The following is a 25,270-nucleotide window of genomic DNA, read 5'->3' on the forward strand; positions in this document are numbered from 1 at the left end:
CAGTCATGCCAAAACGTACCGACATAAAAAGCATCCTGATCATTGGCGCCGGCCCGATCATCATCGGCCAGGCCTGCGAGTTCGATTACTCCGGAGCGCAGGCCTGCAAGGCGCTGCGCGAAGAGGGCTACCGGGTCATCCTGGTGAACTCCAACCCCGCGACCATCATGACCGACCCTGAGATGGCCGACGCCATCTACATCGAGCCGATCAACTGGCGCACCGTGGCGCGCATCATCGAGAAGGAACAGCCCGATGCTTTGTTGCCGACGATGGGCGGCCAGACGGCGCTCAACACGGCGCTCGACCTGGTGCGCGAAGGCGTGCTCGCACGGCATGGCGTCGAACTGATCGCAGCCAGCCGCGAAGCCATCGACATGGCCGAAGACCGCGAGCTGTTCAAGAACGCGATGAAGGAAATCGGGCTCGAGTGCCCGCGTGCGGCCGTGGCGCACACGCTGCCGCAGGCGCAGGAGATCCAGCAGACACTCGGCTTTCCGTGCGTCATCCGTCCGTCGTTCACGATGGGCGGCTCGGGCGGCGGCATCGCCTACAACCGCGAGGAATTCGAACAGATCGTCGAGCGCGGGCTCGATGCATCGCCGACCTCCGAAGTGCTCATCGAGGAATCGGTGATCGGCTGGAAGGAATTCGAGATGGAGGTCGTGCGCGACAAGAACGACAACTGCATCATCGTGTGCGCGATCGAGAATCTCGATCCGATGGGCGTGCACACGGGCGATTCGATCACCGTCGCGCCCGCGCAGACGCTGACCGACAAGGAATATCAGCGCATGCGCAACGCGTCGATCGCGGTGCTGCGCAAGATCGGCGTCGAGACCGGCGGGTCGAACGTGCAGTTCGCCGTGAACCCGAAGGACGGGCGCCTGCTGGTCATCGAGATGAACCCGCGCGTGTCGCGCTCGTCCGCGCTCGCCTCCAAGGCGACGGGCTTCCCGATCGCCAAGATCGCCGCGAAACTGGCGGTGGGTTACACGCTCGATGAGCTCAAGAACGACATCACGGGCGGCGCGACGCCGGCCTCGTTCGAGCCCAGCATCGACTACGTCGTCACCAAGATCCCGCGCTTCACGTTCGAAAAATTCCCGGCGGCGAACTCGCGTTTGACGACGCAGATGAAATCGGTTGGCGAGGTCATGGCCATCGGCCGCACGTTCCAGGAGTCGCTGCAGAAGGCGCTGCGCGGTCTGGAGACTGGCCTCGACGGTCTCAACGAAATTCTGCCGGGACCGGTGACGGAACCGCTGAGCGAGGAGTTGCGCGACAAGCTTGCCTACGAGCTGCGCGCGCCCGGTCCGAACCGGCTGCTGTACGTGGCGGATGCATTCCGCGCGGGCTGGTCGCGCGAGCGCATCGAAGAGCTTTCGTACATCGATCCCTGGTTCCTGGCGCAGATCGAAGAGTTGATCAACGAGGAATCGCAGGTGCGCAGCGGCGGCGTCGCGTCGCTCGACTCCGATCGCTTGCGCGACCTCAAGCGCAAGGGCTTCTCGGACAGCCGTCTGGGCACGCTCACCGGCACTGGCGAAGAAGCCATCCGCGCCAAGCGGCATGCGCTCAACATCCGCCCGGTCTTCAAACGGGTCGACACCTGCGCCGCGGAGTTCGCCACGTCGACGGCCTATCTATATTCGACGTACGAAGAAGAGTGCGAGGCCGCGCCCACCAACCGGCGCAAGATCATGATCCTGGGTGGCGGGCCCAATCGCATCGGGCAGGGCATCGAATTCGACTACTGCTGCGTCCACGCCGCGTTGCAGCTGCGCGAGGATGGTTTCGAAACCATCATGGTCAATTGCAATCCGGAAACGGTGTCCACCGATTACGACACCTCGGATCGCCTGTACTTCGAACCGTTGACGCTCGAGGACGTTCTCGAGGTCATCGCGAAGGAAAAGCCCGAGGGCGTCATCGTGCAATACGGCGGCCAGACGCCGCTGAAACTATCGCGTGCGCTCGAAGCGGCGGGGGCGCCCATCATCGGCACGTCGCCCGATTCCATAGACATGGCCGAAGACCGCGAGCGTTTCCAGGTGCTGGTGAAGAACCTGGGGCTCAAACAGCCCGCCAACGCCACGGCGCGCACGGAAGACCAGGCAGTCGCGTTGGCGCGCACGGTCGGGTTCCCGCTGGTTGTGCGGCCCTCGTACGTGCTCGGCGGCCGCGCCATGGAAGTGGTCTTCAACGAAGAAGATCTGCGCACCTACATGACGACCGCCGTCAAGGTGTCCAATGACAGCCCGGTATTGCTCGATCGCTTCCTCGACGTGGCCATCGAAGTCGACGTGGACGCCTGCTGCGACGGCGAAGACGTGTTGATCGGCGGCATCATGGAGCACGTCGAACAGGCCGGTGTCCATTCGGGCGACTCGGGTTGCTCCCTGCCGCCGAATAGTTTGTCCGCGGAGATCCAGGCCGAGCTGCGCGAACAGACGCGCAAGCTCGCCAAGGCGCTGTCGGTCATCGGTCTCATGAACATCCAGTTCGCCATCCAGAACGGCATCATTTACGTGCTCGAAGTGAATCCGCGCGCGTCGCGCACGGCGCCGTTCGTCTCCAAGGCGACCGGCGTTCCGCTCGCCAAGATCGGCGCGCGCGTGATGACCGGCCGCAAGCTGAAATCGATGGATAACGCGACCGAGATCGTGCCGCCTTACTTCTCCGTCAAGGAAGCCGTCTTCCCGTTCACCAAGTTCCCGGAAGCCGATCCGATCCTGGGTCCGGAAATGAAGAGCACGGGCGAAGTCATGGGCACCGGCCGAACCTTCGGTGAAGCCTATGCCAAAGCCCAGGCCGGTTCAGGGGTCACCCTGCCGCGTTCCGGCCTGGTTCTGATCAGCGTGCGAGAGCGCGACAAGTCCGGCGCGGTGACGCTGGCCAGGAAGCTCATCGAACACGGTTTCGAGCTGGCGGCCACCGACGGAACCGCGAAGGCGATCACCGATGCGGGGTACGCCTGCAGGCGCGCTAACAAGGTGCGCGAGGGCCGGCCGCACATCGTGGACATGATCAAGAACGACGAATTCGTGATGATCGTGAATACGACGGAAGGCAAGACGGCGATCAAGGAGTCGAATTCCATCCGCCGTGAGGCGGTGCACAAGCGGGTGACGTACTACACGACGCTCGCCGGGGCGCTCGCAACCTGCGAAGCTCTGGACCATCTCGATTCGGTCGAAGTGAACAAACTCCAGGACCTGCACAAAGAGGCGCGGTCATGAAACGCACTCCCATGACGCTGCGCGGCGCCGAAGCGCTGCGCAACGAGCTCAAACGCCTGAAGGGCGAGGATCGTCCGCGCGTCATCAAGGCGATCGCGGAGGCGCGCAGTCACGGGGACCTCTCGGAGAACGCCGAGTATCACGCGGCGCGCGAGCAACAGGGTTTTATCGAGGGGCGTATCGGCGAGATCGAAGCCAAGCTCTCGACCGCCGAAGTCATCGACACGGCCTCGCTCACCAATACGGGCAAGGTCATCTTCGGCGCCACCGTCGACCTCGAAGACCAGGATGACGGCAAGCGCATTTCCTATCAGATCGTTGGCGAAGACGAAGCCAACATCAAGACGGGCCGCATTTCGATCACCTCGCCGATCGCGCGCGCCATCGTCGGCAAGAGCGTGGGTGACGTCGTCGACGTGGTCGCGCCGGGCGGCAAACACAGTTACGAAGTGATCGAAGTCAGATACGTCTAGTCAGCGTCAGCAGAGGGGTGGGGCATGAAGCGTTTCGCGTTATGGTCGTTCACGGTGGCGGCGCTTGCCGCCGGTCCTCTGGTGCTCGCGCAGGACTGGATTGCGCTGCAGGACGGCAAGAGTCTCGCCGGCTGGAAAGCGGCGGAACGCCCCGAAGCCTGGGTGGTTGAAGACGGCGCCTTCGTCTCGCATGGCGAGCGCGCACATCTGTTCTACGTCGGCAAGGTCGGCAAACACGACTTCAAGAACTTCGAGTTCTCGGCCGAGGTGATGACCTCGCCCGGAGCCAACAGCGGCATCTACGTGCACACGAAGTGGCAGGGGCCAGGCTGGCCCGAGGCAGGTTACGAGTTGCAGGTCATCAACTCGAATCCGCCCGCCGAGAAGATGAACGGTTACATCGAACACAAGATGACCGGCAGCGTTTATGCCGTGCGCAACACCTGGCAGGCGCCGGTCGCGGACAACGAGTGGTTCAACTACCGCATCCGCGTGGTCGGCAAAACCATCCAGACCTTCATCAACGACAAGCTGATCTGCGAATACGCCGAACCGGAGAATGCCTTCCGGCCGGCCGACAAGAAGGGCAGATTGTTAGGCTCGGGCACGTTCGCGCTGCAGGCGCACGATCCGGGCAGCGTCGTGAAGTACAAGGACATCAAGGTTAAGATCCTGCCGAACGACGCGGTGCCGCCGGCGGGCCTCGTGCCGTTGGCCGATCGCGAGTTCGATGAACTCGTCACGCAGGCATCGAACGACAATATTCCGCTCATCGATTTCGGTCTTGCGCCGCCGGTGGGCGAGGCCGCGGAATTCTGGAGCCAGGTACACCGGCTCGGCATCACACCAGGCAGCAGCTTCAGGACGGAAGACTACCTGCGTATCCCGGGCAGCGTCCTCGTGGTCGTCGACAAGGACAAAGCGCCGGACGTCGCGCTGCTCCAGGCTGCGAAGGCCGCGGGAGTGAAAGTGGCATTCAGCGCGGGCGCCGCCACCCGCGTCGATGAGGCGCACTTCAAGGCGCGTCTGCAGGCGATCAAGGCCGCGGGCCTGGGCTGGAAGGATTTCTGGGTGCCCGGGAAGTCTGGCAACTAGGAAACGCGCACGATCTCGAGCGTCGGGTTTGCCGTCATCGGCGTGCCACCGCGCATCGTGCGCAGCAGCTCATTGGTTTCATGCGACGGCATGGGTTTGGCGAAGTAATAACCCTGGCCGGTCGAGCATCCGAGCGCGAGCAGCTGCGACGCGTGTTCGCGCGTCTCGATGCCTTCCGCGACGGTGCCCAGGTGCAGGCTCTGCGCCATGCTGATGATCGCGCGCACGATGGCGGCATCGTTGCGGTCGACGTTCATGTCGCGCACGAAGGTGCGGTCGATCTTGAGGTAGTCGATCGGCAGGTTGCGTAGATAGGCGAGGCTCGAATAACCGGTGCCGAAGTCGTCGACCGACACGCGCACGCCGAGATCGCGCAACGCATGCAGCTTGGTCACGTGCTGCTCGGAATCCTGCATCGCGACGCTTTCGGTGAGCTCGACTTCCATCTGGTGCGGGGCGATGTCGAATTCATGCGCGATCGCCACGAGGCGCTCGGGCAGGTTGGAGCGTTTCAGCTGCTTGGCCGAGACGTTCACGGCCACCGGCACGGGCTTGAGACCGGCGCGTTGCCAGGCCGCGATCTGCCGCGCCACGTTGCGGAACACGCATTCGCCCAGCTCCACGATCAGGTCGGATGCCTCGGCAACTTCGATGAATTGTAGTGGCGGCACCGATCCATGGCGCGGATCGTTCCAGCGCGCGAGCGCTTCGAACGACACGAGGCGGCCGCTGCGGATGTCGACGATCGGCTGCAGGTGGATCTCGATGGCTTCGCGATTGACGGCGCTGCGCAGATCCTGCTCGAGCGCCAGGCGCGTGTGCACGCGTTTGTTCATGGCCGAGTCGAACATCTGCACGTTGTCGCGGCCGCGCGCCTTCGCTTCGTACAGCGCGATATCGGCCGAACGCAGCAGCTCGCTCATCGTCGTGGCATCGCGCGGATAAACCGACAGGCCGATGCTGGTCGTGGCCGAGTAGGTGGCTTCGCCGAGACGAACCGGCTTCTTCAGCGCCGCCGCCACGCGTTCCGCAATCGCCGCGCAGTCGGGCTCGAGGCCGTAGTGGCGAGTGACCACCAGGAATTCGTCTCCACCCATGCGCACCACGAGGTCGGGGCTCGCGATGGAATCGCGCAGGCGGCGCGCAACGCTGCGTAGATAGTCGTCGCCGATGGAGTGGCCGCGCGAATCGTTGATGTTCTTGAAATTGTCGCAGTCGATGTACAGGATCGAGAGCGAATCGCCGCGGCGCGCCGCTTCGTCGATCAGGCGCGGCAGCTCTTCGTTGAGATACGTGCGGTTCGGCAGCCCGGTCAATGCATCGTGCGTGGCCAGGTGCTGCAGCGAAAGCTGGTGTTCCTGCGCGCGGCGCTCGGCTTCGCGCCGATGCGAGATGTCCTGCAGCAGCATCGCATGCACGCGGCCGGTGCCCGGTTCGAGATCCGCGATCGTGAATTCCACGTCGCGGCGTTCCTCGTCACCGCGGATCACCTGCGCGGCGCGAGTCTCGCCCGGGTCGTCGAGATCCTTGCCCGGTGCCAGCGACACCGGCGTATCGAAGATGGTGGCGAGGTCGCGGCGCCGTAGCTCATCGAGCGACGACCCCACGAGGCGTTGCGCCTGGGGGTTTGCGTCGAGAACACGCCGCGAGGAGGGGTCGAACAGCAGGATGCCCGAAGCCGCGCGGTCGAAGATCGCGCGGTACCGCGTTTCGTTGATGGCGGCGAGCTGAGAGGTGCGTTTGAGCCGGCCGCTGTAAGCGTGCCAGGCGGCAATGACGATGCTGATGAGTAGCGCCACCCAGCCAACCAGGTAGCGCACACCCTGCTGGCCACTCAGCATCACCGAGCGCGGCAGCGTCGTGTACATCACCGCCAGCGGATGGTTGCCGATGGTGTCGAGGCGCAGCTGGCCTTCGATGATGTTGTCCGAGCGCCGGATGATGCGGCGGCCATCGGCCGCGACGAGCAGTTCGGGCTTTTCGGCCACGACCGAGCGATCGTCGAGCAACGCGAAATGTACGTTGAGCTGCGTATCGGCGCCGATGCTGGCGATCTCGGGTGCGGCGATCCGGCGCGCGAATACCAGCGTGCCGCCCGCGGGGCCGCTGCGATCGCTGCGCAGGACCGTGTGCGCAGCGATGACGTGCGGCACGCCGTTGATCTGCACCAGCCGCAGCGTGCCTTCCTGGTCGAGCACGGTGCGCACGATGGGTGTGAGCCGTCCGATCTCCGCGATGATCGGGGGACTGGCCGGATGGCGGTAACGCGCATCGTCGGTGTCGTTCTCGAAGGAAGACAACAGTTTTTCCTTCGGATCGAGCAGCCAGACGAGGTCGACGTTCATCTCGTCGAGGCCCGCTTCGGAGAAATTCTGGTATTCGAAGTTCGGGTCGAGAGTCGACACGTACGAATACATGTCGTCCCAGCGCGCGAAGTCACGCGAGACGGTTTCGATCTCGGTGTTCTTGGTGACCAGCGCCTTGCGCATTACTTCGATGCTGCGCGAGACCTCGTTCTGTTCGATGTTCTCGAACTTGCGCAGGATGAGGTAGCGGGACGCGGCCCAGGTTCCAAGCACGATGAGCGCGGCGGCTAGATAGACCGCCACGGCTTCGCGCCCAAACGAACGAATGTGTTGAGCCGCCATGTTTGATTGATATACGACTTATTCCAGCGGCCTGCCACTGGAAGTTCGGCAATAACTCCCGTCGGGCGATCCTCGCCCCTGTGATAGGAATCGGCCAGCGCGAATGACTCTTTATGCGTCCGGGATCACAATTCCGGGTCGATCGATTCGGCGTTTGTAGTAAAGGGCTGTATGCCCGATCCGGTGCACCATGACGGCCTGGGTGGCGGTGGCCAGCTCGGCGAGCCCGGCATCCCGCGCTTCACGCTCGGTCCCACGAAACTTCACCTTGATGAGTTCGTGGTCGTGCAGCGCGCGGGTGGCTTCCGCGATGACCGCCGGGCTCACACCCGCGTTGCCGATGAGCAGCACGGGATTCAATGCGTGGCCCAGACCCCGTAAATACTTGCGCTGCCGTTCTGAGAGTTCCATGGGGCCGCATTGTAAGGATTGCGGGCTACGCGCAGGTCGAAAAGCTGCCGGCGGAATAGGTGTGCGCGCGATTTCATCGGCCCGCCATTGAAACCAACTCGCATAGCGCCCATCAAACCGCCCAGGGCGCGCGTTGCGCCCGGCATTCACCAAAGTACGGTCCGCCGAACCCGCCACATCCCAGGTAGCAGTTCTGAGCTTTGCCTGCTGGCGAGTGGTTTTAGGATGGTGTAGCGTGGCCGCAATCCTGCATGACGGGTCGCTTCCCGAGCTAGGGGTAAACCTTTGAACGATCTGACGAAAAATATCCTGTTATGGGTCGTAATCGTGATGGTCATGGTGGTGGTTTTCAGCCGCTACGTGCCCACCGGCAGCGAACCGACTCAGGTCAAGTATTCGACCGTGCTCGAAGACCTGCGCAACAACCGGATCGAATCGGTCGTTCTGCGCGGCGACGAAGTGCTCGGCGTCCGCAAGGACAATTCCCGGTTCAAGGCCTTCAACCCCGAGACCGAGAACACCGCGCTCATCTCCGCGCTGGTCAAGGCCAATGTCGATTTCGGCGGCGAACCGCCGAAGCAGCCCAACTTCCTCATGCAACTGCTGCTGCAGCTGGCGCCTGCGCTGCTGCTCATCCTCGTATTCGTCTACATGTTGCGCCAGATGCAGGGCTCGGCCGGTGGCCGTGGCGCCATGTCGTTCGGCAAGAGCCGCGCGCGCCTGCTGGGTGAAGACCAGGTCAACGTCACGTTTGCGGATGTCGCGGGTGTCGACGAGGCCAAGCAGGAAGTGGGCGAGATCGTCGACTTCCTCAAGGACCCCTCCAAATTCCAGAAGTTAGGCGGCAAGATTCCGAAGGGCGTGCTCATGGTGGGCTCGCCGGGTACCGGCAAGACGCTGCTGGCGCGTGCCATTGCGGGCGAAGCCAAGGTGCCGTTCTTCACGATTTCCGGTTCCGACTTCGTCGAAATGTTCGTCGGCGTCGGCGCCTCGCGCGTGCGCGACATGTTCGAGCAGGCGAAGAAGCACGCTCCCTGCATCATCTTCATCGACGAAATCGATGCGGTCGGCCGCCATCGCGGCGCCGGCATGGGCGGCGGTCACGACGAGCGTGAGCAGACGCTGAACCAGTTGCTGGTCGAGATGGACGGTTTCGAGGGCAACGAAGGCATCATCGTCATCGCCGCCACCAACCGTCCCGACGTGCTCGATCCGGCGCTGCTGCGTCCGGGCCGCTTCGATCGCCAGGTGGTCGTGCCGCTGCCCGACGTGCGCGGCCGCGAGCAGATCCTGCGCGTTCATATGCGCAAGGTCCCGCTGGGCGAAGACGTGAAGCCGGGTTACATCGCCCGCGGTACGCCTGGGTTCTCTGGCGCCGACCTGGCGAATCTCGTCAACGAAGCGGCGTTGTTTGCCGCGCGCGCGAACAAACGCATCGTCGGCATGGACGAATTCGAGCGTGCGAAGGACAAGATCTACATGGGTGCCGAACGGCGTTCCATGGTCATGTCCGACCAGGAAAAGAAGATGACCGCGTATCACGAGGCGGGTCACGCCATCGTGGGTTACGCCGTGCCTGAGCACGATCCTGTGTACAAGGTGACGATCATCCCGCGTGGCCGCGCGCTGGGTCTCACGTGGTATCTGCCGGAAGGCGATCGCTACAGCACCAGCAAGCGTCAGCTCGAGAGCCGCATTGCCTCGCTGTTCGGCGGCCGCGTGGCCGAAGAGCTCATCTTTGGTGTCGATGGCGTCACCACGGGTGCGTCGAACGACATCGAACGCGCCACCGATCTTGCGCGCAGCATGGTCACGAAGTGGGGTCTGTCTACCAAGCTGGGCCCGCTCACGTACTCGGAAGAGGACGGCGAAGTGTTCCTTGGCCGCCAGGTCACGCAGCACAAGCAGGTGTCCGACGACACCGCTCATGCGATCGACGAAGAAATCCGCCGCGTGATCGACCTGAACTACAAGCGCGCCAAGGAGATTCTCGAATCGAACCTCGAGAAGCTGCACATCATGGCCGACGCGCTGGTGAAGTACGAAACGATCGACGAGAACCAGATCAAGGACATCATGAACGGCAAGGCGCCCAAACCGCCCGCGGATTGGGATGACTCTGTCGGCAGTCCGCCGCCGAAGCGCCCCGAGGGCGAGGCGGACGGCGGCTCGAAGATTGGCTCCCCCGCGGGCCAGCATTAAGAGTAGTTAGTTTGCAGGCCGGCGGTCGTTCGCCATGAGCACCGCCAGCTGGCTCTGCCGGGATCGAATCCTCGATCTCGGCGCGCCCGTGGTAATGGGCGTCCTCAATGTCACTCCCGATTCCTTCTCCGATGGCGGCCGCTTCAACGAGCGCCATGCGGCGCTCGCGCGGGCGCGCGTCATGGTCGAGGAGGGCGCGCGAATCATCGATATCGGGGGAGAATCCACGCGGCCCGGCGCCGCGCCGGCCGGGCTCGATGAAGAGCTGTCGCGTGTCATCCCCGTCATCGAGTCGTTGCGGCGCGATTCCGCCGTGTTCATTTCCGTCGACAGCAGCAAGCCCGAGGTGATGCGCGCGGCTTGCGCCGCGGGCGCCGACATCATCAATGACGTGCGGGCGCTCTCGGAGCCCGGCGCGTTGGCAGCCGCCGCGGAAACTCGCGCGGGCATCTGCCTCATGCACATGCGCGGGGAGCCACGCACGATGCAGGATGCGCCGCACTACGACGACGTGGTCGCCGAGGTGGCGGGATTTCTCACTCAGCGTATCGCGGCGTGCCGCGCCGCGGGTATCGATCTGGCCCGTCTCGTCATCGACCCCGGGTTCGGTTTCGGCAAACGCGTGTCGCACAATCTCGTGTTGCTCAAACATCTGGCCGACTTGCAGAAGTTGGGTGTACCTCTCGCAGTGGGGCTGTCGCGCAAGTCGATGCTGGTCAAGCTCACGGGCCGGGCGGTCGACGATCGAACCGCGGGCAGCGTCGCGCTGGCCGCCATTGCGGTTCTGAATGGAGCGCGTATCGTGCGCGCCCACGACGTGGCTGCCACCGTCGATGCGGTGCGCGTTGCGGCGGCGGTGACTCTGGGAGAGCAATTCGATGGCACGTAAGTACTTCGGCACCGATGGCGTGCGCGGCCGGGTCGGCGAACATCCGCTCACCGTGGATTTCGCACTGCGCCTGGCGAGCGCCGCGGCGCGCGTGCTCGCGCCGAAAGGCGGCACCGTGCTCATTGGCAAGGACACGCGCCTGTCCGGTTACATGTTCGAAGCGGCGCTCGAAGCGGGGTTCGTGGCCGCGGGCGTCAACGTCAACCTGATCGGCCCGCTGCCGACCCCGGGCATCGCCTATCTGACGCGCAAGTTCGGCTGCGACTTCGGCATCGTCATCAGCGCCTCTCACAATCTTTACGACGACAACGGCATCAAGTTCTTCGACAGCGAGGGCGGCAAACTATCCGATGAAGTCGAGCTGGCCATCGAAGCCGAACTCGAGCGTGGCCCGATCACGTTGTCGTCGATGAACCTCGGGCGTGCGTCGCGCGTCGATAAATCGCGTCGCATGTACCAGGATTTCTGTTCCGGGTCCCTGCCGAAAGGCATGACACTCGAAGGTCTGAAGCTCGTGGTCGACTGTGCCAACGGCGCCGGCTACAAGGTGGTGCCGCGCACGTTCGCCGATCTCGGCGCCGAGATCATCCCGATCGGTTGTTCGCCGAACGGCCGCAACATCAACGACGGCTGCGGCTCGACCAGCCCGGGGCTCATTCAGTTGACGGTGCCTGGAGTGCGTGCGGATGCGGGCATCGCGCTCGATGGCGACGGCGATCGGCTTGTCATGATCGACGGACTCGGCCGGATCATCGATGGCGATCAACTCGTCTACATCATCGCCACCGCGCGCAAGCGCGCCGGCATCCTCAAGGGCCCCGTCGTCGGCACGGTCATGAGTAACCTCGGGCTCGAAGTGGCGCTGCGCAAACAGGGCATAGAATTCAAGCGCGCGCAGGTCGGCGATCGATATGTGCTGGCGATGCTGCGCGAGACGGGCGGTGAAGTGGGCGGCGAAACGTCCGGCCACATCCTGCTGCTCGACAAGACCACCACCGGCGACGCGCTGATGGCCGCATTGCAGGTGCTCGCGGTCATGCGTGAAACGAAGCAGGGCCTGGCGGAGCTCGCGGCCGGAATGCCACGCTTCCCGCAAACCATGATCAATGTGAAGGTCTCGAAGCGCTTCGACCCCCAATCCGTCCCGGAGGTCGAAGACACTGTACAAAGAGTGTCGCTGCGGTTGGGGGAGGACGGCCGGGTCGTATTGCGGCCGTCGGGCACCGAACCGGTCATTCGCGTGATGGTTGAAGCTCGCGACGAGACCGACACCGTACGCTGCGCCGAGGAGATTGCGGCCGTAGTGCGTCGCGTTGCGTCCTGAGGGGCGCATCGTTATGATCGCGCCCCTTTTTTGAGCAGTCCCTATGCGTCGGCAAATCATCGCAGGCAACTGGAAAATGCACGGCTCGCGCGCGGAAAACGCGACGCTGGTCGATGCCATCGTCCATAAGCTGCCGAATTCCTCGGCGGAAGTCTGGGTGTGTCCGCCGTTCGTGTATCTGGCCGAACTCAGCCGGGCGCTGGCCGGATCGCGCATCAGTCTCGGGGCGCAGGATGTTTGCGCGGAGACGCAGGGCGCATTTACGGGCGAAGTCTCCGCGGCGATGTTGCGCGACGTCGGTTGCACCGGTTCTCTGGTCGGACATTCCGAGCGCCGCGCGCTGTACGGTGAGACCGATCAGCTCGTCGCGCGCAAGTTCGCCGCGTTGCTGGCCGCCGGACTCACGCCGATCCTGTGTGTAGGCGAACAACTCGCCGAACGCGAATCCGGCCGCACGTTCGAAGTGGTGGACCGCCAGCTCGATGCGGTGCTCGATCTTTCGGGTGTCGCAGTATTTTCGCGCGCGATCATTGCTTATGAGCCCGTTTGGGCCATCGGTACCGGCAAGACCGCGAGTCCGCAACAGGCCGAAGAAGTGCACGAGCACATCCGTGGGCGTATCGCCAATCGCGATGCTAAGATCGCGGCCGTTGTGCGCGTCCTCTACGGCGGCAGCTGCAAGGCCGCGAACGCTGCAGAACTCCTCTCCATGCCGAACGTCGACGGCGGACTCATCGGCGGCGCGTCGCTCAAGGCGGAAGAATTTCTTGCCATCATCGCGGCAGCGCGCGCCTGAAATAGGTACTTAAGAGATGTTGCGAACGATTCTCACAATCCTGCAGGTCCTGTCGGCTTTCGCCATCATCGGACTCGTGCTGTTGCAGCGTGGCAAAGGCGCGGAGGCGGGCGCCGGTTTCGGCGCGGGCGCTTCCGGAACAGTATTCGGCGCGCGCGGCGCGACCACCGGCCTCTCGCGCATGACCGCGGTTTTTGCCGCGATTTTCATGATCAACAGTCTGTGCCTGACGTATTTGTTTCAGCGTGATGCCCGTGCCCAGCCGGAATCGCTGCTCGACAAGGTTCCGGTGACCACTACTGCGCCGGCCCCTGCGCCCGCGGCGCCGATCGATGCGAACGCCGTGCCCGTGCCGGCCGCACCCGCTGAACAGGCTCCCGAGAAGCCCTGAAGATTTTTCGCGCAACGCCGACGTGGTGGAATTGGTAGACACACTAGCTTGAGGGGCTAGCGGAGCGATCCGTGGGAGTTCGAGTCTCCCCGTCGGCACCATCACTTTCCTTTCCCTGATACAATCGCGCCCGAATTTGCGGGGGCGGTTGTCTCTCTTCGTGCGAGAGGTTGCTGCCCCTTTTCGTGATGGTTCGTGATGGCGCAGAACGTCCAAAAATGCTTGCGAATTACCTGCCCGTACTGATTTTTCTCACCGTCGCCACGGGGCTCGCGCTCCTGTTGATGACGCTTGGGCTCGTCATCGGCCGTTGGCAGGCCCGCGCCAAGGACGACGTCCAGAAACTCTCTCCTTATGAATGTGGTTTCGAAGCCTTCGAAGACAGCCGCATGAAATTCGACGTGCGTTATTACCTCGTCGCCATCCTGTTCATCGTGTTCGATCTCGAAATCGCGTTCCTGTTTCCGTGGGCCGTGGTGCTCGACAGCATCGGCACCTTCGGGCTCGTCTCCATGGGGATCTTTCTGTTCATCCTCGTGGTGGGTTTCATCTACGAGTGGAAGAAAGGAGCGCTCGAGTGGGATTAGAAGAAACGAGCGCGGAAGCGGCGGCGGAAGGTTTCGCAGAACGCGGCTTTCTCACCACGAGCGTCGACACCGTTTTCAACTGGGCGCGCACCGGGTCGCTGTGGCCGATGACCTTCGGTCTCGCCTGCTGCGCGGTCGAGATGATGCATGCAGGCGCGTCGCGCTACGACCTCGACCGTTTCGGCGTCGTGTTCCGTCCGAGTCCGCGCCAATCGGATTGCATGATCGTCGCCGGCACGCTGGTGAACAAGATGGCGCCGGCCCTGCGCAAGGTCTACGACCAGATGCCCGAGCCGCGCTGGGTCATCTCGATGGGTTCGTGTGCGAATGGCGGCGGCTACTACCACTACTCTTATGCGGTGGTGCGCGGCTGCGATCGCATCGTTCCAGTGGACGTTTACGTGCCGGGTTGTCCGCCCACGGCCGAGGCGCTGCTGTACGGCATCATCCAGCTGCAGAAGAAAATCGAGCGCACCAGCACGATTGCCCGGCCCTGATGCCATGACCCAGACGTCGACGCCCAAGATTGCAACGCTCGCCGAGAAAGTCGAAGCCCGGCTGCCAGGCCTGCTGCTGCGTGCGCCGTCGTTGCCGGACGAGCTGTGTTACGAAGTGCAGCCGGACAAATTACGCGAAGTCTGTGTCGCGTTGCGCGACACGCCGGAGCTCAAGTTCGAGATCCTCATCGATCTCGCCGGCATCGATTACCTCGACTACGGAACCACGGAGTGGAAGACCAATTCCGCCACCGCTTCGGGATTCAGCCGCGGCGTGAATCGCGGTGCCGCACGCGTCCCGCACGATGGCGCGCGCTTCGCGGTGGCCTATCAACTGCTGTCGGTCACCAACAACCAGCGGCTGCGCCTGCGCGCGCGTTGCGAAGACGCCGAAGACCCGATCATCGATTCCGTGGTCGAGATCTGGGCCGGCGCCAACTGGTTCGAGCGCGAAGCGTTCGACCTGTTCGGCATCCTGTTCACGGGTCATCCGGATCTGCGCCGCATCCTCACCGACTACGGTTTCATCGGTCATCCGTTCCGCAAGGATTTCCCGCTCATCGGCAACGTCGAAGTGCGCTACGACGCCGACAAGCAGCGCGTGGTGTATGAGCCCGTGTCGATCGAAAACCGCACGCTGGTCCCGAAAGTGATCCGCAACGACAACCGTTACGACGCAGCCATCAAGTCTCCGAAGTAACCGATGAACGAGATCCGCAATTACACGATGAACTTCGGTCCGCAGCATCCGGCGGCGCACGGCGTGTTGCGCCTGGTGCTCGAGATGGACGGCGAGGTCATCCAGAAAGCTGATCCGCACATCGGGCTGTTGCACCGGGGTACGGAGAAACTCGCCGAGTCGAAGCCGTTCAACCAATCGATCGGCTACATGGACCGGCTCGACTACGTTTCGATGATGTGCAACGAGCACGCGTATGTTCTGGCGATCGAGCGCCTGTTGGGCGTGACGGTGCCGGTGCGCGCGCAGTACGTCCGCGTGATGTTCGACGAAGTCACGCGCGTGCTGAATCATCTGATGTGGCTCGGCGCCCACGCGCTCGATATCGGTGCGATGACGGTTTTCCTGCTGGCGTTCAAGGAACGCGAGGACCTCATGGATTGTTATGAGGCGGTGTCGGGCACGCGTATGCATGCCACGTACTACCGCCCGGGTGGCGTGTATCGCGACCTGCCGGATTCCATGCCGAAGTACCAGGCTTCGAAGTGGCGCACGCAGAAGAACGCGGACGCGATGAACGAGGCGCGCCAGGGTTCGCTGCTCGATTTCATCGACGCTTTCGTCGGCCGGTTTCCCGCGGCCATCGACGAATACGAAACGCTGCTCACCGACAATCGCATCTGGAAGCAGCGCACGGTCAACATCGGTGTGGTCACGCCCGAACGCGCGATGGCGCTCGGGTTCACCGGCCCCATGCTGCGCGGCTCCGGCATCGTCTGGGACCTGCGCAAACACCAGCCCTATGAGATCTACGCCGATCTCGATTTCGACATCCCGGTAGGCGTGAATGGCGACTGCTATGACCGCTATCTCGTGCGCATCGAAGAGCTGCGCCAGAGCACGCGCCTCATCAAGCAATGCGTCGACTGGCTGCGCAAGAACCCGGGCCCGGTGATGATCGACGACCGCAAGGTTCGGCCGCCGCGCCGCGAAGAGATGAAGGGCGACATGGAATCGCTCATTCACCACTTCAAGCTGTTCACGGAAGGGTATTCCGTGCCGGCCGGCGAAACCTACGCCGCCGTCGAAGCGCCGAAGGGCGAGTTCGGCATCTACCTGATCTCGGACGGGGCTAACAAGCCTTATCGTCTCAAGTGCCGCGCGCCCGGATTCGCGCACCTGTCGGCACTCGAGGAAATGAGCAAGGGTCACATGCTGGCCGACGTGGTCGCGGTGATCGGTACACAGGACATCGTCTTCGGAGAGGTGGATCGATGACGCACGTCGTGAAGACTGCGGATGGTGGCAGCTTCGAGCCGGTGTACGGCGAGAAGGCGCGCGTGCTCAACGAACATACCCGGCACGAGATCGACGAGTGGATTGCGCGCTTCCCCGCCGGGCGCCAGCGTTCGGCGGTGTTGTCCGCGCTGCGATTCACGCAGGAGCAGAACAACGGCTTTCTCACGCCGGAATTGATGGACGGCGTCGCGGAATACCTGCGCCTGCCCAGCATCCAGGTCTACGAGGTCGCGACCTTCTATTCGATGTTCGAGACGCATCCGTGCGGCCGGCATCACGTCAGCATCTGCACGAACATCAGTTGCATGCTGAACGGCGCCGAAGACCTGGTTGCGCATTGCGAGAAGAAACTGGGCATCAAGCTCGGCGAGAGCACGAAGGACGGCCGCATCTTCCTCAAGAAAGAAGAGGAATGCCTCGCCGCCTGCACCGGCGCGCCGATGATGATGGTCGATCACGAATTCCACGAGTACCTGACACCCGAAAAGGTGGACAAGGTTCTCGACGACCTCAAGTAAGGGTAGCTCGATGGCAGGCGCCGCGGAAAAATGGGCTGACAAGATGAACCTCACGGTGTTCGAGCCGTTGAAGTTCAAGGAATCCTGGAGGCTCGAGAATTACCTCAAGATCGGCGGCTACGACGCGTGGAAAAAAATCCTCGCCGAGAAGCCGGCGCGGCTCGCCGTCGTCGACCAGGTGAAGGCTTCGGGTCTGCGCGGCCGCGGCGGCGCGGGTTTCCCGACCGGCACGAAGTGGAGCTTCATGCCGCGCGAGGCCACGATGCAGAAGTACGCCGTGTGCAACTCCGACGAATCCGAGCCCGGCACCTGCCACGATCGCGACATCCTGCGTTTCAATCCGCATTCGTTGATCGAAGGCATGGCCATCGGCGGCTACTGCATGAACGCCACGGTGGGTTACAACTACATCCGCGGCGAGTTCCTCGGCGAACCCGTGCCGCGTTTCGAAGCGGCGCTGAAGGAAGCCTATGCGGCCGGATTGTTAGGCAAGAACATTCTCGGCTCGGGCGTCGATTTCGATCTGTACACCGCGGTAGGCGCGGGCGCGTACATCTGCGGCGAAGAAACCGCGCTGCTCGATTCGCTCGAAGGCAAGCAGGGCAAGCCGCGCTTCAAACCGCCGTTCCCCGCCGCCTACGGTTTGTACGGCGCGCCGACCACGATCAACAACACGCAGAGTTACGCGGCGGTGCCGACCATCCTGCGCAAGGGCCCGGAGTGGTTTGCGAAGCTCGGCGTCACGAATGCGGGCGGCACAGCCATCTTCTCGGTGTCGGGCCACGTCGAAAAACCGGGCAATTACGAATTGCCGATGGGTATTCCGTTCGCCGAGCTGTTGGAGATCGCCGGCGGCATGAAAGGCGGGCGCAAGCTCAAGGCCTGTATCCCCGGTGGCTCGTCGGTGTACGTATTGCCGGCCGAAAAGATCATGGCCGCGAACATGGACTATGACTCGCTCAAGGCTGCGGGATCATCGGTAGGCTCCGCCGCGGTCATCGTGATGGACGAGACCACCTGCATGGTGAAGGTGCTCGAGCGCCTGTCGCGTTTTTATCAAAGTGAATCCTGCGGCCAGTGCACGCCGTGCCGCGAAGGTACGGGCTGGATGAACCGTCTGATCCGCCGGATCATGGCCGGACAGGGCGAGAAGAAAGATCTGCAGTTGCTGGTGGACGTCGCGGGCCGCATCGAAGGCCACACCATCTGCGCGCTCGGCGACGCCGCCGCGTGGCCGGTGCAGAGCTTCATGAAGCACTTCCGTCATGAATTCGAATACATGATCGACAACGGCGGTCGCAGCATCGTCGACGATCCGGCCAAGAGGGCCGCATGAGCGCAGTCCCTCCCGTCACTCCGCCGGCAGCGCCGCCTTCCGACGTCGTCAACGTCGAAGTCGATGGCAAGTCCTGCCAGGGCAAGAAAGGCCAGATGATCATCCACGTCACGGACGCGCAGAACGCGTACGTGCCGCGCTTCTGCTACCACGACAAACTACCCATCGCGGCCAATTGCCGCATGTGCCTGGTCGAAGTCGAGAAGGCGCCGAAGCCGCTGCCGGCCTGCGCCACGCCCATCGGCGAAGGCATGAAGATCTTCACCAAGTCGCCGAAGGCCATCGGGGCCCAGAAAGCGACCATGGAATTCCTGCTCATCAATCATCCGCTCGACTGCCCGATCTGCGACCAGGGCGGTGAGTGCGAGCTGCAGGACCTCGCCATGGGTTTCGGCCGTGACATGGCGCGGTTCAACGAACGCAAACGCGTGGTGAAGGACAAGGACATCGGCCCGCTGGTTTCCACCGACATGACGCGCTGCATTCATTGCACGCGCTGCGTGCGTTTCGGCCAGGACATCGCGGGCATCCAGGAGCTCGGCACCACCGGCCGCGGCGAGCACATGGAGATCGGCACGTACGTGGAACGCGCCGTCGAACACGAACTGTCGGGCAACATCATCGACCTGTGCCCGGTCGGCGCGCTCAACTCCAAGCCGTTCCGGTATCGCGCGCGTTCCTGGGAAATGACCCAGGCTGCGCTGATTTCGCCGCATGACGGCGTGGGTACGAACCTCTTCGGTCACGTGTTGCGCGGCAAGTTGATGCGCGTGGTGCCGCGTCCGAATGACGCCATCAACGAGACCTGGATCGCCGATCGCGATCGCTACAGCTACGAAGGCATTTATTCTGCCGATCGGCTTGATGGTCCGATGGTGCGCGAAGACGGCGAATGGAAACGCGTCAGCTGGGAAGTCGCCCTCGAGACGGCTGCCAAGGCGCTGAAGGGCGCGGGCGCGGAGCTCGCGACACTGGCCAGCAGCTCGGCGACGGTCGAGGAGCTCTACCTGCTCGGCAAGCTCACGCGCGCGCTGGGCTCGGCCAACATCGATCATCGCCTGCGCCAGGCAGATTTCCGCGACCAGTCCGCTGATCCCGCGGCGCCAGGTCTCGGCGGCTTGGCCATCGCCGCCATCGACCAGCTCGATGCGTTGCTGGTCGTCGGCTCCAACCTGCGGCGTGAAGCGCCGGTGCTCGCGCATCGCGTGCGCAAGGCCGCGAAGCGTGGCGCGAAAATTTCCTTCCTGAACCCGACCCGGTTCGATTACCTGTTCCCGGTTGCCGCGTATCTCGAGTCTTCCCCGGCCAAGCAGATCGCGGACCTCGCGGCTATCTACACGGCCTGCCTCGATGGCGCCGCGGCGCCGAAACACCTGGCGACACTGGTTGCCGGTGCGCAGGCCAATGTGGGCCATCGCGCCATTGCGGCCGCGCTCAAGTCCGGACAGAAGCGCGCGATCTGGCTCGGCGCGCTGGCGCTGCGCCATCCGGCCTATGCGGATCTGCGCGCCGTCGCGGCCGCCATCGCCGTGGCGACCGGCGCGACGCTTGGCACCTTGGCCGAAGGCGGCAATTCCGCAGGTGCGTATCTCGCGGGCGCCGTGCCGCATCGCGAGCCGGGCGGCGTCGCCGCCGCCAGCGCCGGCAAAAATGCGCGCGAGATGTTTGCGCAGCCACAGAAAGCCTATCTACTGTTCGGTGGCGCCGAGCCCTGGGCCGACGGCCTGGGTCCGGATGCCATCAAGGCGCTGGGCGGCGCGGGTTTCGTCGTGGCCGCCACGCCGTATGCCGACGAGACGCTCAAGTCTGTCGCCCACGTGTTGCTGCCGATTTCCACGTTTGTCGAAACTTCGGGCACCTACGTGAACCTCGAAGGCTTGTGGCAGAGCTTCACCGGTGCGGCGAAGCCGTTGGGCGAGGCGCGCCCGGGCTGGAAGGTGCTGCGGGTGCTCGGCAATCTCGCCGCCGTTGCGGATTTCGACTACCAATCGTCCGAAGAAATACGCGAGGAAGCGCGCGCCTTGTGCGGTGGAGTCGTCGCGGCTTCGTACCAGGGCTCGCATGAGTCGAAGGTGAGCGACGTCGATGCGCGCGTGATCGACGTGCCCATGTATTCGATCGATGCCGTGCTGCGCCGCGCGCCCTCGTTGCAACGTACGAAGGAAGGCAAACTCGCCGCCGTGGTGTACGGGAGCCAGGGCACGTGAGTGGCCTGCTCGAAAACGGGCTGAACCTCTGGCAGAGCCTGCCGAGCTACGTGCGTTCCACCGCGTGGATTCTGCTCGTGACCGTTGCGCTGATCCTGTCTGTCGCGTTCACGACGCTGCTCGAGCGCAAGGTGATCGGCTGGATGCAGCTGCGCCGCGGCCCGAACCGCGTCGGCAGCATTTTCGGTTTCCTGCCCGGCATCTTTCAGCCGTTCGCGGACGTCATCAAGCTGCTGGTCAAGGAAGTCGTCATTCCGGCGAAGTCGAACAAGATCCTGTTCCGGCTCGCCCCGATCATCACGCTCGTTCCCGCCTTCGCGATCTGGGCGGTCATTCCGCTCGATCCCAATCTCGTGATCGCCGACGTCAACGCCGGTCTACTCTACGTGCTCGCGCTCACCTCGGTCGGTGTGTACGGCGTCATCATGGCGGGCTGGGCGTCGAACTCGAAGTACGCGTTCCTGGGCGCCATGCGCTCCGCCGCGCAGATCGTCGCGTACGAAATCGCCATGGGCTTCGCGCTGGTCGGCGTGATCATGGCGGCCGGTAGTTTGAACCTGGGCGACATCGTGCGACATCAGCAGGGTGCATTCCTCGCCTGGAACTGGTCCTGGCTGTTCCCGCTGTTCGTCGTGTATTTCATCTCGGGCGTCGCCGAAACCAATCGCGCACCGTTCGACGTTGCCGAAGGCGAATCCGAAATCGTCGCCGGCTTCCACGTGGAATATTCCGGCATCGCCTTCGCGCTGTTCTTCCTGGCCGAATACGCCAACATGATCCTGATCTCGGCGCTGACCGCGATCTTCTTCGTGGGCGGCTGGTTGAGCCCGTTCGATGGTTACATCCCGGCCGACGCCGCCATCCGCACCTGGCCCGTCGTGGGCTGGTTCCTGAGCGACGGCTTCCACTGGCTGTTCTTCAAACTCTTCTGCTTCCTGTTTCTGTTCCTCTGGTTCCGGGCCACGTTCCCGCGCTACCGCTACGACCAGATCATGCGTCTCGGCTGGAAGATCCTGATTCCAGTGACCATCGTCTGGATCGCGGTTGAAGGCGTGATGGTGTATTTCAAGGTCGGACCGTGGAGCGTTGCCTCCTAAGGCGGACTCAACATGCGCAACGTCATTAAAACTTTCGCCCTGTGGGAATTGCTCAAGGGCCTGTCGGTGACGGCGAAGACCTTCTTCCGCCGCAAATTCACCATCAACTACCCGGAAGAGAAGACCCCGCAGTCGGCGCGGTTCCGCGGTCTGCATGCGCTGCGGCGTTATCCGAACGGCGAAGAGCGCTGCATCGCCTGCAAGTTGTGCGAGGCCGTGTGCCCCGCGCTCGCCATCACCATCGAGTCCGATGTCGCCAACGACGGCACGCGCCGCACGACGCGTTACGACATCGATCTGTTCAAGTGCATCTACTGCGGCTTCTGCGAAGAGGCCTGCCCGGTGGACGCGATCGTTGAAACGCGCATCCACGAGTACCACATGGAGCATCGCGGCGAGAACATCATGACGAAAGACAAACTGCTCGCCGTGGGCGAGCGGTACGACGCGTTGATCAGCGCCGACAAGGCCGCTGACGCGGCGTATAGATAAGAACAAGGGTCAGGGGAACAGGGTGTTAGTCGAGATTCTCTTCTGGGTGTTTGCGTCGATCCTGACGCTGTCCGCGCTCGGCATGATCACGGTGCGCAATCCCGTGCACTCGGCGTTGCTGCTGGTGCTGTGCTTCTTTACGAGCGCCGCCATCTGGCTGCTGATCGAAGCGGAGTTCCTCGCCGTCGTGCTGATCCTCGTCTACGTCGGCGCCGTCATGGTGCTGTTCCTTTTTGTCGTGATGATGCTCGACATCAACGTCGAGGAAGTGAAAGCGCGCGTCACGCGCTACGCACTGCTCGGCGGCATCGTTGCCGGCGCAGTGGTGTTCGAGATCGTGAGCGTGGTGTGGACGCGCAGCCTCGGCGTCGAGGTGACGGAGGGCGCCGCCGCCCAGCCTGCGACCTACAGCAACACCGCCGAGCTCGGCAAATTGCTGTACACCGAATACGTCTATCCGTTCGAACTCGCCGCGATGATCCTGCTGATTGCCATCGTCGCCGCGATCTCGCTCACGATGCGCAAACGCACCGGGCTCAAGCAGCAGAACATTGCGCGGCAGATCGCCGCGCGCGCGGAAGATCGCGTGCGCATCGTCAAGGTCGCGCCCGTGAGGGCGGACGCCCCCGCGCCGGAGCAGACTTCGAAGGGGACTGGCCCGTGATCCAACTGAACTGGCTGCTGGTCATTTCGGGCGTGCTGTTCGCGATTTCGGTCGCGGGCATGTTCATCAATCGCAAGAACCTGATCCTGCTGCTGATGTGCGTGGAGCTGTTGCTGCTCGCGGTGAATTTCAACTTCGTCGCGTTCTCGCGTTTCAACGGCGACATCAACGGGCAGATCTTCGTGTTCTTTGTGTTGACTGTCGCCGCGGCGGAATCCGCCATTGGCCTCGCGATCCTGGTAGTGCTGTTCCGCGAACGCCGCAGCATCAACGTCGAAGACCTGAGCACCTTGAAGGGTTGAGCGCGTGGAATCCCTGAACCCCAACCTGCTGCTCGCCATTCCACTCGCGCCGCTCGTGGCCGCGATCATCGCGGGCATTTTCTGCAGCGTGATCCCACGCTGGGTCGCGCATACCGTGACGATCGCCGGCGTCGCCATCGCCTGCGGTCTGTCGCTGCACGTCGCGGGCTCGATCTTTCTGCACGGCGCGGAACCTTATAACGGCACCGTCTACACGTGGCTGGTCAGCGACGGCGTCGGCATGCAGGTCGGCTTCCTGGTCGACCAGCTGACCGCGCTGATGATGGTCGTCGTCACGTTCGTGTCGCTGTGTGTACACGTCTACACCATCGGCTACATGGCCGAAGACGACGGCTACAACCGCTTCTTCAGCTACATCTCGCTGTTCACGTTCTCGATGCTCATGCTGGTTATGGCCAACAACTTCATGCAGCTGTTCTTCGGCTGGGAAGCGGTGGGCGTCGTCAGCTATCTGCTCATCGGCTTCTGGTACAAGCGGCCGACCGCGATCTTCGCGAACATGAAGGCGTTCCTAGTGAATCGCGTGGGCGACTTCGGCTTCGTGCTCGGCATCGCGGGCGTCGTTTATTACACCGCCCAGTTCGGCGGGGCGTCGCTCGACTATGTCGATGCCTTCAAGGCCGCGCCGCAGATTGCCGGCCAGACGTTTCCGCTCGCGGGCACGGACGGCGCGAACGCCATGACGTTCATCTGCATCTGTCTGTTCATCGGCGCGATGGGCAAGTCGGCGCAGGTACCGTTACACGTCTGGCTCCCGGATTCGATGGAAGGTCCGACGCCGATCTCCGCGTTGATCCATGCCGCCACGATGGTCACCGCGGGCATCTTCATGGTGGCGCGTATGTCGCCGCTGTTCGAGCATTCCGAATACGCACTCAACTTCGTGCTGTTCATTGGCGCGACCACGGCGCTGTTCATGGGCTTTCTCGGCATCATCAACAACGACATCAAACGGGTCGTGGCGTATTCGACGCTTTCGCAGCTCGGCTACATGACGGTCGCGCTCGGCGCCTCCGTCTACAACGTCGCGATCTTCCACCTGATGACGCACGCGTTCTTCAAGGCGCTGCTGTTCCTCGCCGCCGGTTCCGTGATCATGGGCATGCACCATGAGCAGGACATGCGGAAGATGGGCGGACTCGCCAAGTACATGCCCATCACGGCCATCACGTGCTGGATCGGTTCGCTCGCGCTGATCGGCACGCCGTTCTTCTCGGGCTTCTACTCGAAAGACCTGATCATCGATGCGGTGAAGGAACAGCATCTGCTGCATCCTGACAACGGCATCGCGGCGTACGCCTACTGGTGCGTGATGATCGGCGTGTTCGTCACGGCGTTCTATTCGTTCCGCTTGTTGTTCATGACTTTCCACGGCAAGCCGCGCTTCGATACGAGCGAGGCCGCGCATGCCAGCCATGGCCACGATGAGCATGTTGCTGCACATGCCGAGGGCGACGGCCATGGCACGCACGCCCACGAGTCGCATGCCGAACCCGATCATGGCCACCACGGCGGCCCGCCGCACGAAAGCCCGTGGGTGGTCACGCTGCCGCTCATCCTGCTGGCGATTCCATCGATCATCATCGGTGCGATCACCGTCCAGCCGCTGATCTTCGGGCACGGCTTCGGCGAGTCCATCTACTTCAGCCCCGAGCACGAAGAAATGCTGCACGAGATCGGCGCGGCGTTCGGCAACTGGCTGAGCTTCGTCGGCGACGCGTTCCATCATCCGGTGGTGTACTTGGTGATCGCCGGCGTGTTCAGCGCCTGGGCGCTGTACATCAAGTGGCCGCACCTGCCGGGCGTCATCGATTCGAAGTTGAAGCCGCTGCGCGTCGTGCTCGAAAACAAGTACTGGTTCGACTGGTTCAACGAGAACGTGCTCGCCGCTGGCAGCCGCCTGTTGGGCAAGATCTTCTGGAAGGGCGGCGACACCGCCATCATCGACACCACCATCATCAACGGCTCGGCGAACCTGATCGGCTGGACTGCCAGCGTGGTGCGCCGCGTGCAGAGCGGGTTTCTGTATTCCTATGCGTTCTGGATGATGATCGGCCTCGCCGTGATGCTCGGCTGGTTCCTGACGCGTACCTGATCAAA

The 25,270-nt window shown here is 63.3% G+C and carries 22 protein-coding genes and 1 tRNA gene; 21 read left to right on the forward strand and 2 right to left on the reverse strand.

Annotation, left to right across the window (positions count from 1 at the left end; all coding sequences use genetic code 11):
- The first annotated feature begins 5 nt into the window (after positions 1-5).
- Genes carB through WDO72_18990 form a run of 3 tightly spaced genes read left to right on the forward strand, consistent with a single transcriptional unit; the run spans position 6 to position 4,810 of the window.
- On the forward strand, positions 6-3,242 hold the full coding sequence (carB, locus tag WDO72_18980; protein ID MEJ0087759.1) for a carbamoyl-phosphate synthase large subunit: 3,237 nt from the start codon (positions 6-8) through the stop codon (positions 3,240-3,242).
- Positions 3,239-3,715, forward strand: a complete 477-nt coding sequence (greA, locus tag WDO72_18985) for a transcription elongation factor GreA (GenBank protein MEJ0087760.1) — start codon at positions 3,239-3,241, stop codon at positions 3,713-3,715. The genes carB and greA overlap by 4 nt, the downstream gene beginning before the upstream one ends.
- 24 nt (positions 3,716-3,739) lie before the next feature.
- Positions 3,740-4,810: a DUF1080 domain-containing protein gene (locus WDO72_18990; protein ID MEJ0087761.1), complete on the forward strand. Its 1,071-nt coding sequence runs from the start codon at positions 3,740-3,742 to the stop codon at positions 4,808-4,810.
- Here the strand turns inward: WDO72_18990 and WDO72_18995 are convergent.
- On the reverse strand, positions 4,807-7,458 hold the full coding sequence (locus tag WDO72_18995; protein MEJ0087762.1) for an EAL domain-containing protein: 2,652 nt from the start codon (positions 7,456-7,458) through the stop codon (positions 4,807-4,809). The two genes, WDO72_18990 and WDO72_18995, sit on opposite strands and share 4 nt — an antisense overlap.
- 111 nt (positions 7,459-7,569) lie before the next feature.
- Positions 7,570-7,869, reverse strand: a complete 300-nt coding sequence (locus WDO72_19000) for a YhbY family RNA-binding protein (GenBank protein ID MEJ0087763.1) — start codon at positions 7,867-7,869, stop codon at positions 7,570-7,572.
- Between the two features lie 285 nt (positions 7,870-8,154).
- Here WDO72_19000 and ftsH point away from each other — a divergent pair, with 285 nt between their 5' ends.
- The 18 genes from ftsH (at position 8,155) to nuoL (ending at position 25,265) form a co-directional block, all read left to right on the forward strand.
- Positions 8,155-10,071: an ATP-dependent zinc metalloprotease FtsH gene (ftsH, locus tag WDO72_19005; protein ID MEJ0087764.1), complete on the forward strand. Its 1,917-nt coding sequence runs from the start codon at positions 8,155-8,157 to the stop codon at positions 10,069-10,071.
- 34 nt (positions 10,072-10,105) lie between these two features.
- A complete protein-coding gene (gene folP, locus WDO72_19010; GenBank protein ID MEJ0087765.1) occupies positions 10,106-10,960 on the forward strand; it encodes a dihydropteroate synthase in 855 nt (284 codons plus the stop codon).
- On the forward strand, positions 10,950-12,284 hold the full coding sequence (gene glmM / locus WDO72_19015) for a phosphoglucosamine mutase (GenBank protein MEJ0087766.1): 1,335 nt from the start codon (positions 10,950-10,952) through the stop codon (positions 12,282-12,284). The genes folP and glmM overlap by 11 nt, the downstream gene beginning before the upstream one ends.
- Positions 12,285-12,327: 43 nt before the next feature.
- Positions 12,328-13,080, forward strand: a complete 753-nt coding sequence (gene tpiA, locus WDO72_19020) for a triose-phosphate isomerase (protein ID MEJ0087767.1) — start codon at positions 12,328-12,330, stop codon at positions 13,078-13,080.
- Positions 13,081-13,096: 16 nt separating this feature from the next.
- Positions 13,097-13,471: a preprotein translocase subunit SecG gene (gene secG, locus WDO72_19025; protein ID MEJ0087768.1), complete on the forward strand. Its 375-nt coding sequence runs from the start codon at positions 13,097-13,099 to the stop codon at positions 13,469-13,471.
- Between the two features lie 16 nt (positions 13,472-13,487).
- A tRNA-Leu gene (locus WDO72_19030) sits at positions 13,488-13,572 on the forward strand.
- A 117-nt stretch (positions 13,573-13,689) separates the two neighbouring features.
- Positions 13,690-14,058 (forward strand): NADH-quinone oxidoreductase subunit A, encoded by a 369-nt coding sequence (gene ndhC, locus WDO72_19035; GenBank protein MEJ0087769.1) that lies wholly within the window; start codon positions 13,690-13,692, stop codon positions 14,056-14,058.
- Positions 14,049-14,555: an NADH-quinone oxidoreductase subunit B family protein gene (locus tag WDO72_19040; GenBank protein ID MEJ0087770.1), complete on the forward strand. Its 507-nt coding sequence runs from the start codon at positions 14,049-14,051 to the stop codon at positions 14,553-14,555. Before ndhC ends, WDO72_19040 begins: the two co-directional genes overlap by 10 nt.
- Positions 14,556-14,559: 4 nt before the next feature.
- Complete coding sequence (locus tag WDO72_19045) at positions 14,560-15,255, forward strand: NADH-quinone oxidoreductase subunit C (protein ID MEJ0087771.1); 696 nt, start codon at positions 14,560-14,562, stop codon at positions 15,253-15,255.
- Between the two features lie 3 nt (positions 15,256-15,258).
- A complete protein-coding gene (locus WDO72_19050; GenBank protein MEJ0087772.1) occupies positions 15,259-16,512 on the forward strand; it encodes an NADH-quinone oxidoreductase subunit D in 1,254 nt (417 codons plus the stop codon).
- Positions 16,509-17,051, forward strand: coding sequence for an NAD(P)H-dependent oxidoreductase subunit E (locus WDO72_19055; protein ID MEJ0087773.1), 543 nt, complete (start codon positions 16,509-16,511; stop codon positions 17,049-17,051). Before WDO72_19050 ends, WDO72_19055 begins: the two co-directional genes overlap by 4 nt.
- A gap of 43 nt (positions 17,052-17,094) precedes the next feature.
- Entirely contained in the window at positions 17,095-18,387 is a 1,293-nt protein-coding gene (gene nuoF, locus WDO72_19060; protein ID MEJ0087774.1) for an NADH-quinone oxidoreductase subunit NuoF, read from the forward strand.
- A complete protein-coding gene (gene nuoG, locus WDO72_19065; protein MEJ0087775.1) occupies positions 18,384-20,594 on the forward strand; it encodes an NADH-quinone oxidoreductase subunit NuoG in 2,211 nt (736 codons plus the stop codon). Before nuoF ends, nuoG begins: the two co-directional genes overlap by 4 nt.
- A gap of 5 nt (positions 20,595-20,599) precedes the next feature.
- A complete protein-coding gene (gene nuoH, locus WDO72_19070; GenBank protein ID MEJ0087776.1) occupies positions 20,600-21,691 on the forward strand; it encodes an NADH-quinone oxidoreductase subunit NuoH in 1,092 nt (363 codons plus the stop codon).
- A 12-nt stretch (positions 21,692-21,703) separates the two neighbouring features.
- Positions 21,704-22,183, forward strand: a complete 480-nt coding sequence (gene nuoI, locus WDO72_19075; GenBank protein ID MEJ0087777.1) for an NADH-quinone oxidoreductase subunit NuoI — start codon at positions 21,704-21,706, stop codon at positions 22,181-22,183.
- 22 nt (positions 22,184-22,205) lie between these two features.
- Positions 22,206-22,847 carry an NADH-quinone oxidoreductase subunit J gene (locus tag WDO72_19080; GenBank protein ID MEJ0087778.1) on the forward strand — a complete coding sequence of 214 codons (642 nt, stop codon included), beginning with the start codon at positions 22,206-22,208 and terminating at the stop codon, positions 22,845-22,847.
- On the forward strand, positions 22,844-23,149 hold the full coding sequence (nuoK, locus tag WDO72_19085; GenBank protein MEJ0087779.1) for an NADH-quinone oxidoreductase subunit NuoK: 306 nt from the start codon (positions 22,844-22,846) through the stop codon (positions 23,147-23,149). The genes WDO72_19080 and nuoK overlap by 4 nt, the downstream gene beginning before the upstream one ends.
- A 4-nt stretch (positions 23,150-23,153) precedes the next feature.
- The gene (gene nuoL, locus WDO72_19090; protein ID MEJ0087780.1) at positions 23,154-25,265 is read left to right on the forward strand and encodes an NADH-quinone oxidoreductase subunit L; all 2,112 of its coding nucleotides are present in this window, start codon (positions 23,154-23,156) and stop codon (positions 25,263-25,265) included.
- Positions 25,266-25,270: the final 5 nt, after the last annotated feature.

This window comes from Pseudomonadota bacterium (assembly GCA_037200975.1).
In the GTDB taxonomy this organism is placed as follows: Bacteria; Pseudomonadota; Gammaproteobacteria; order Steroidobacterales; family Steroidobacteraceae; genus CADEED01.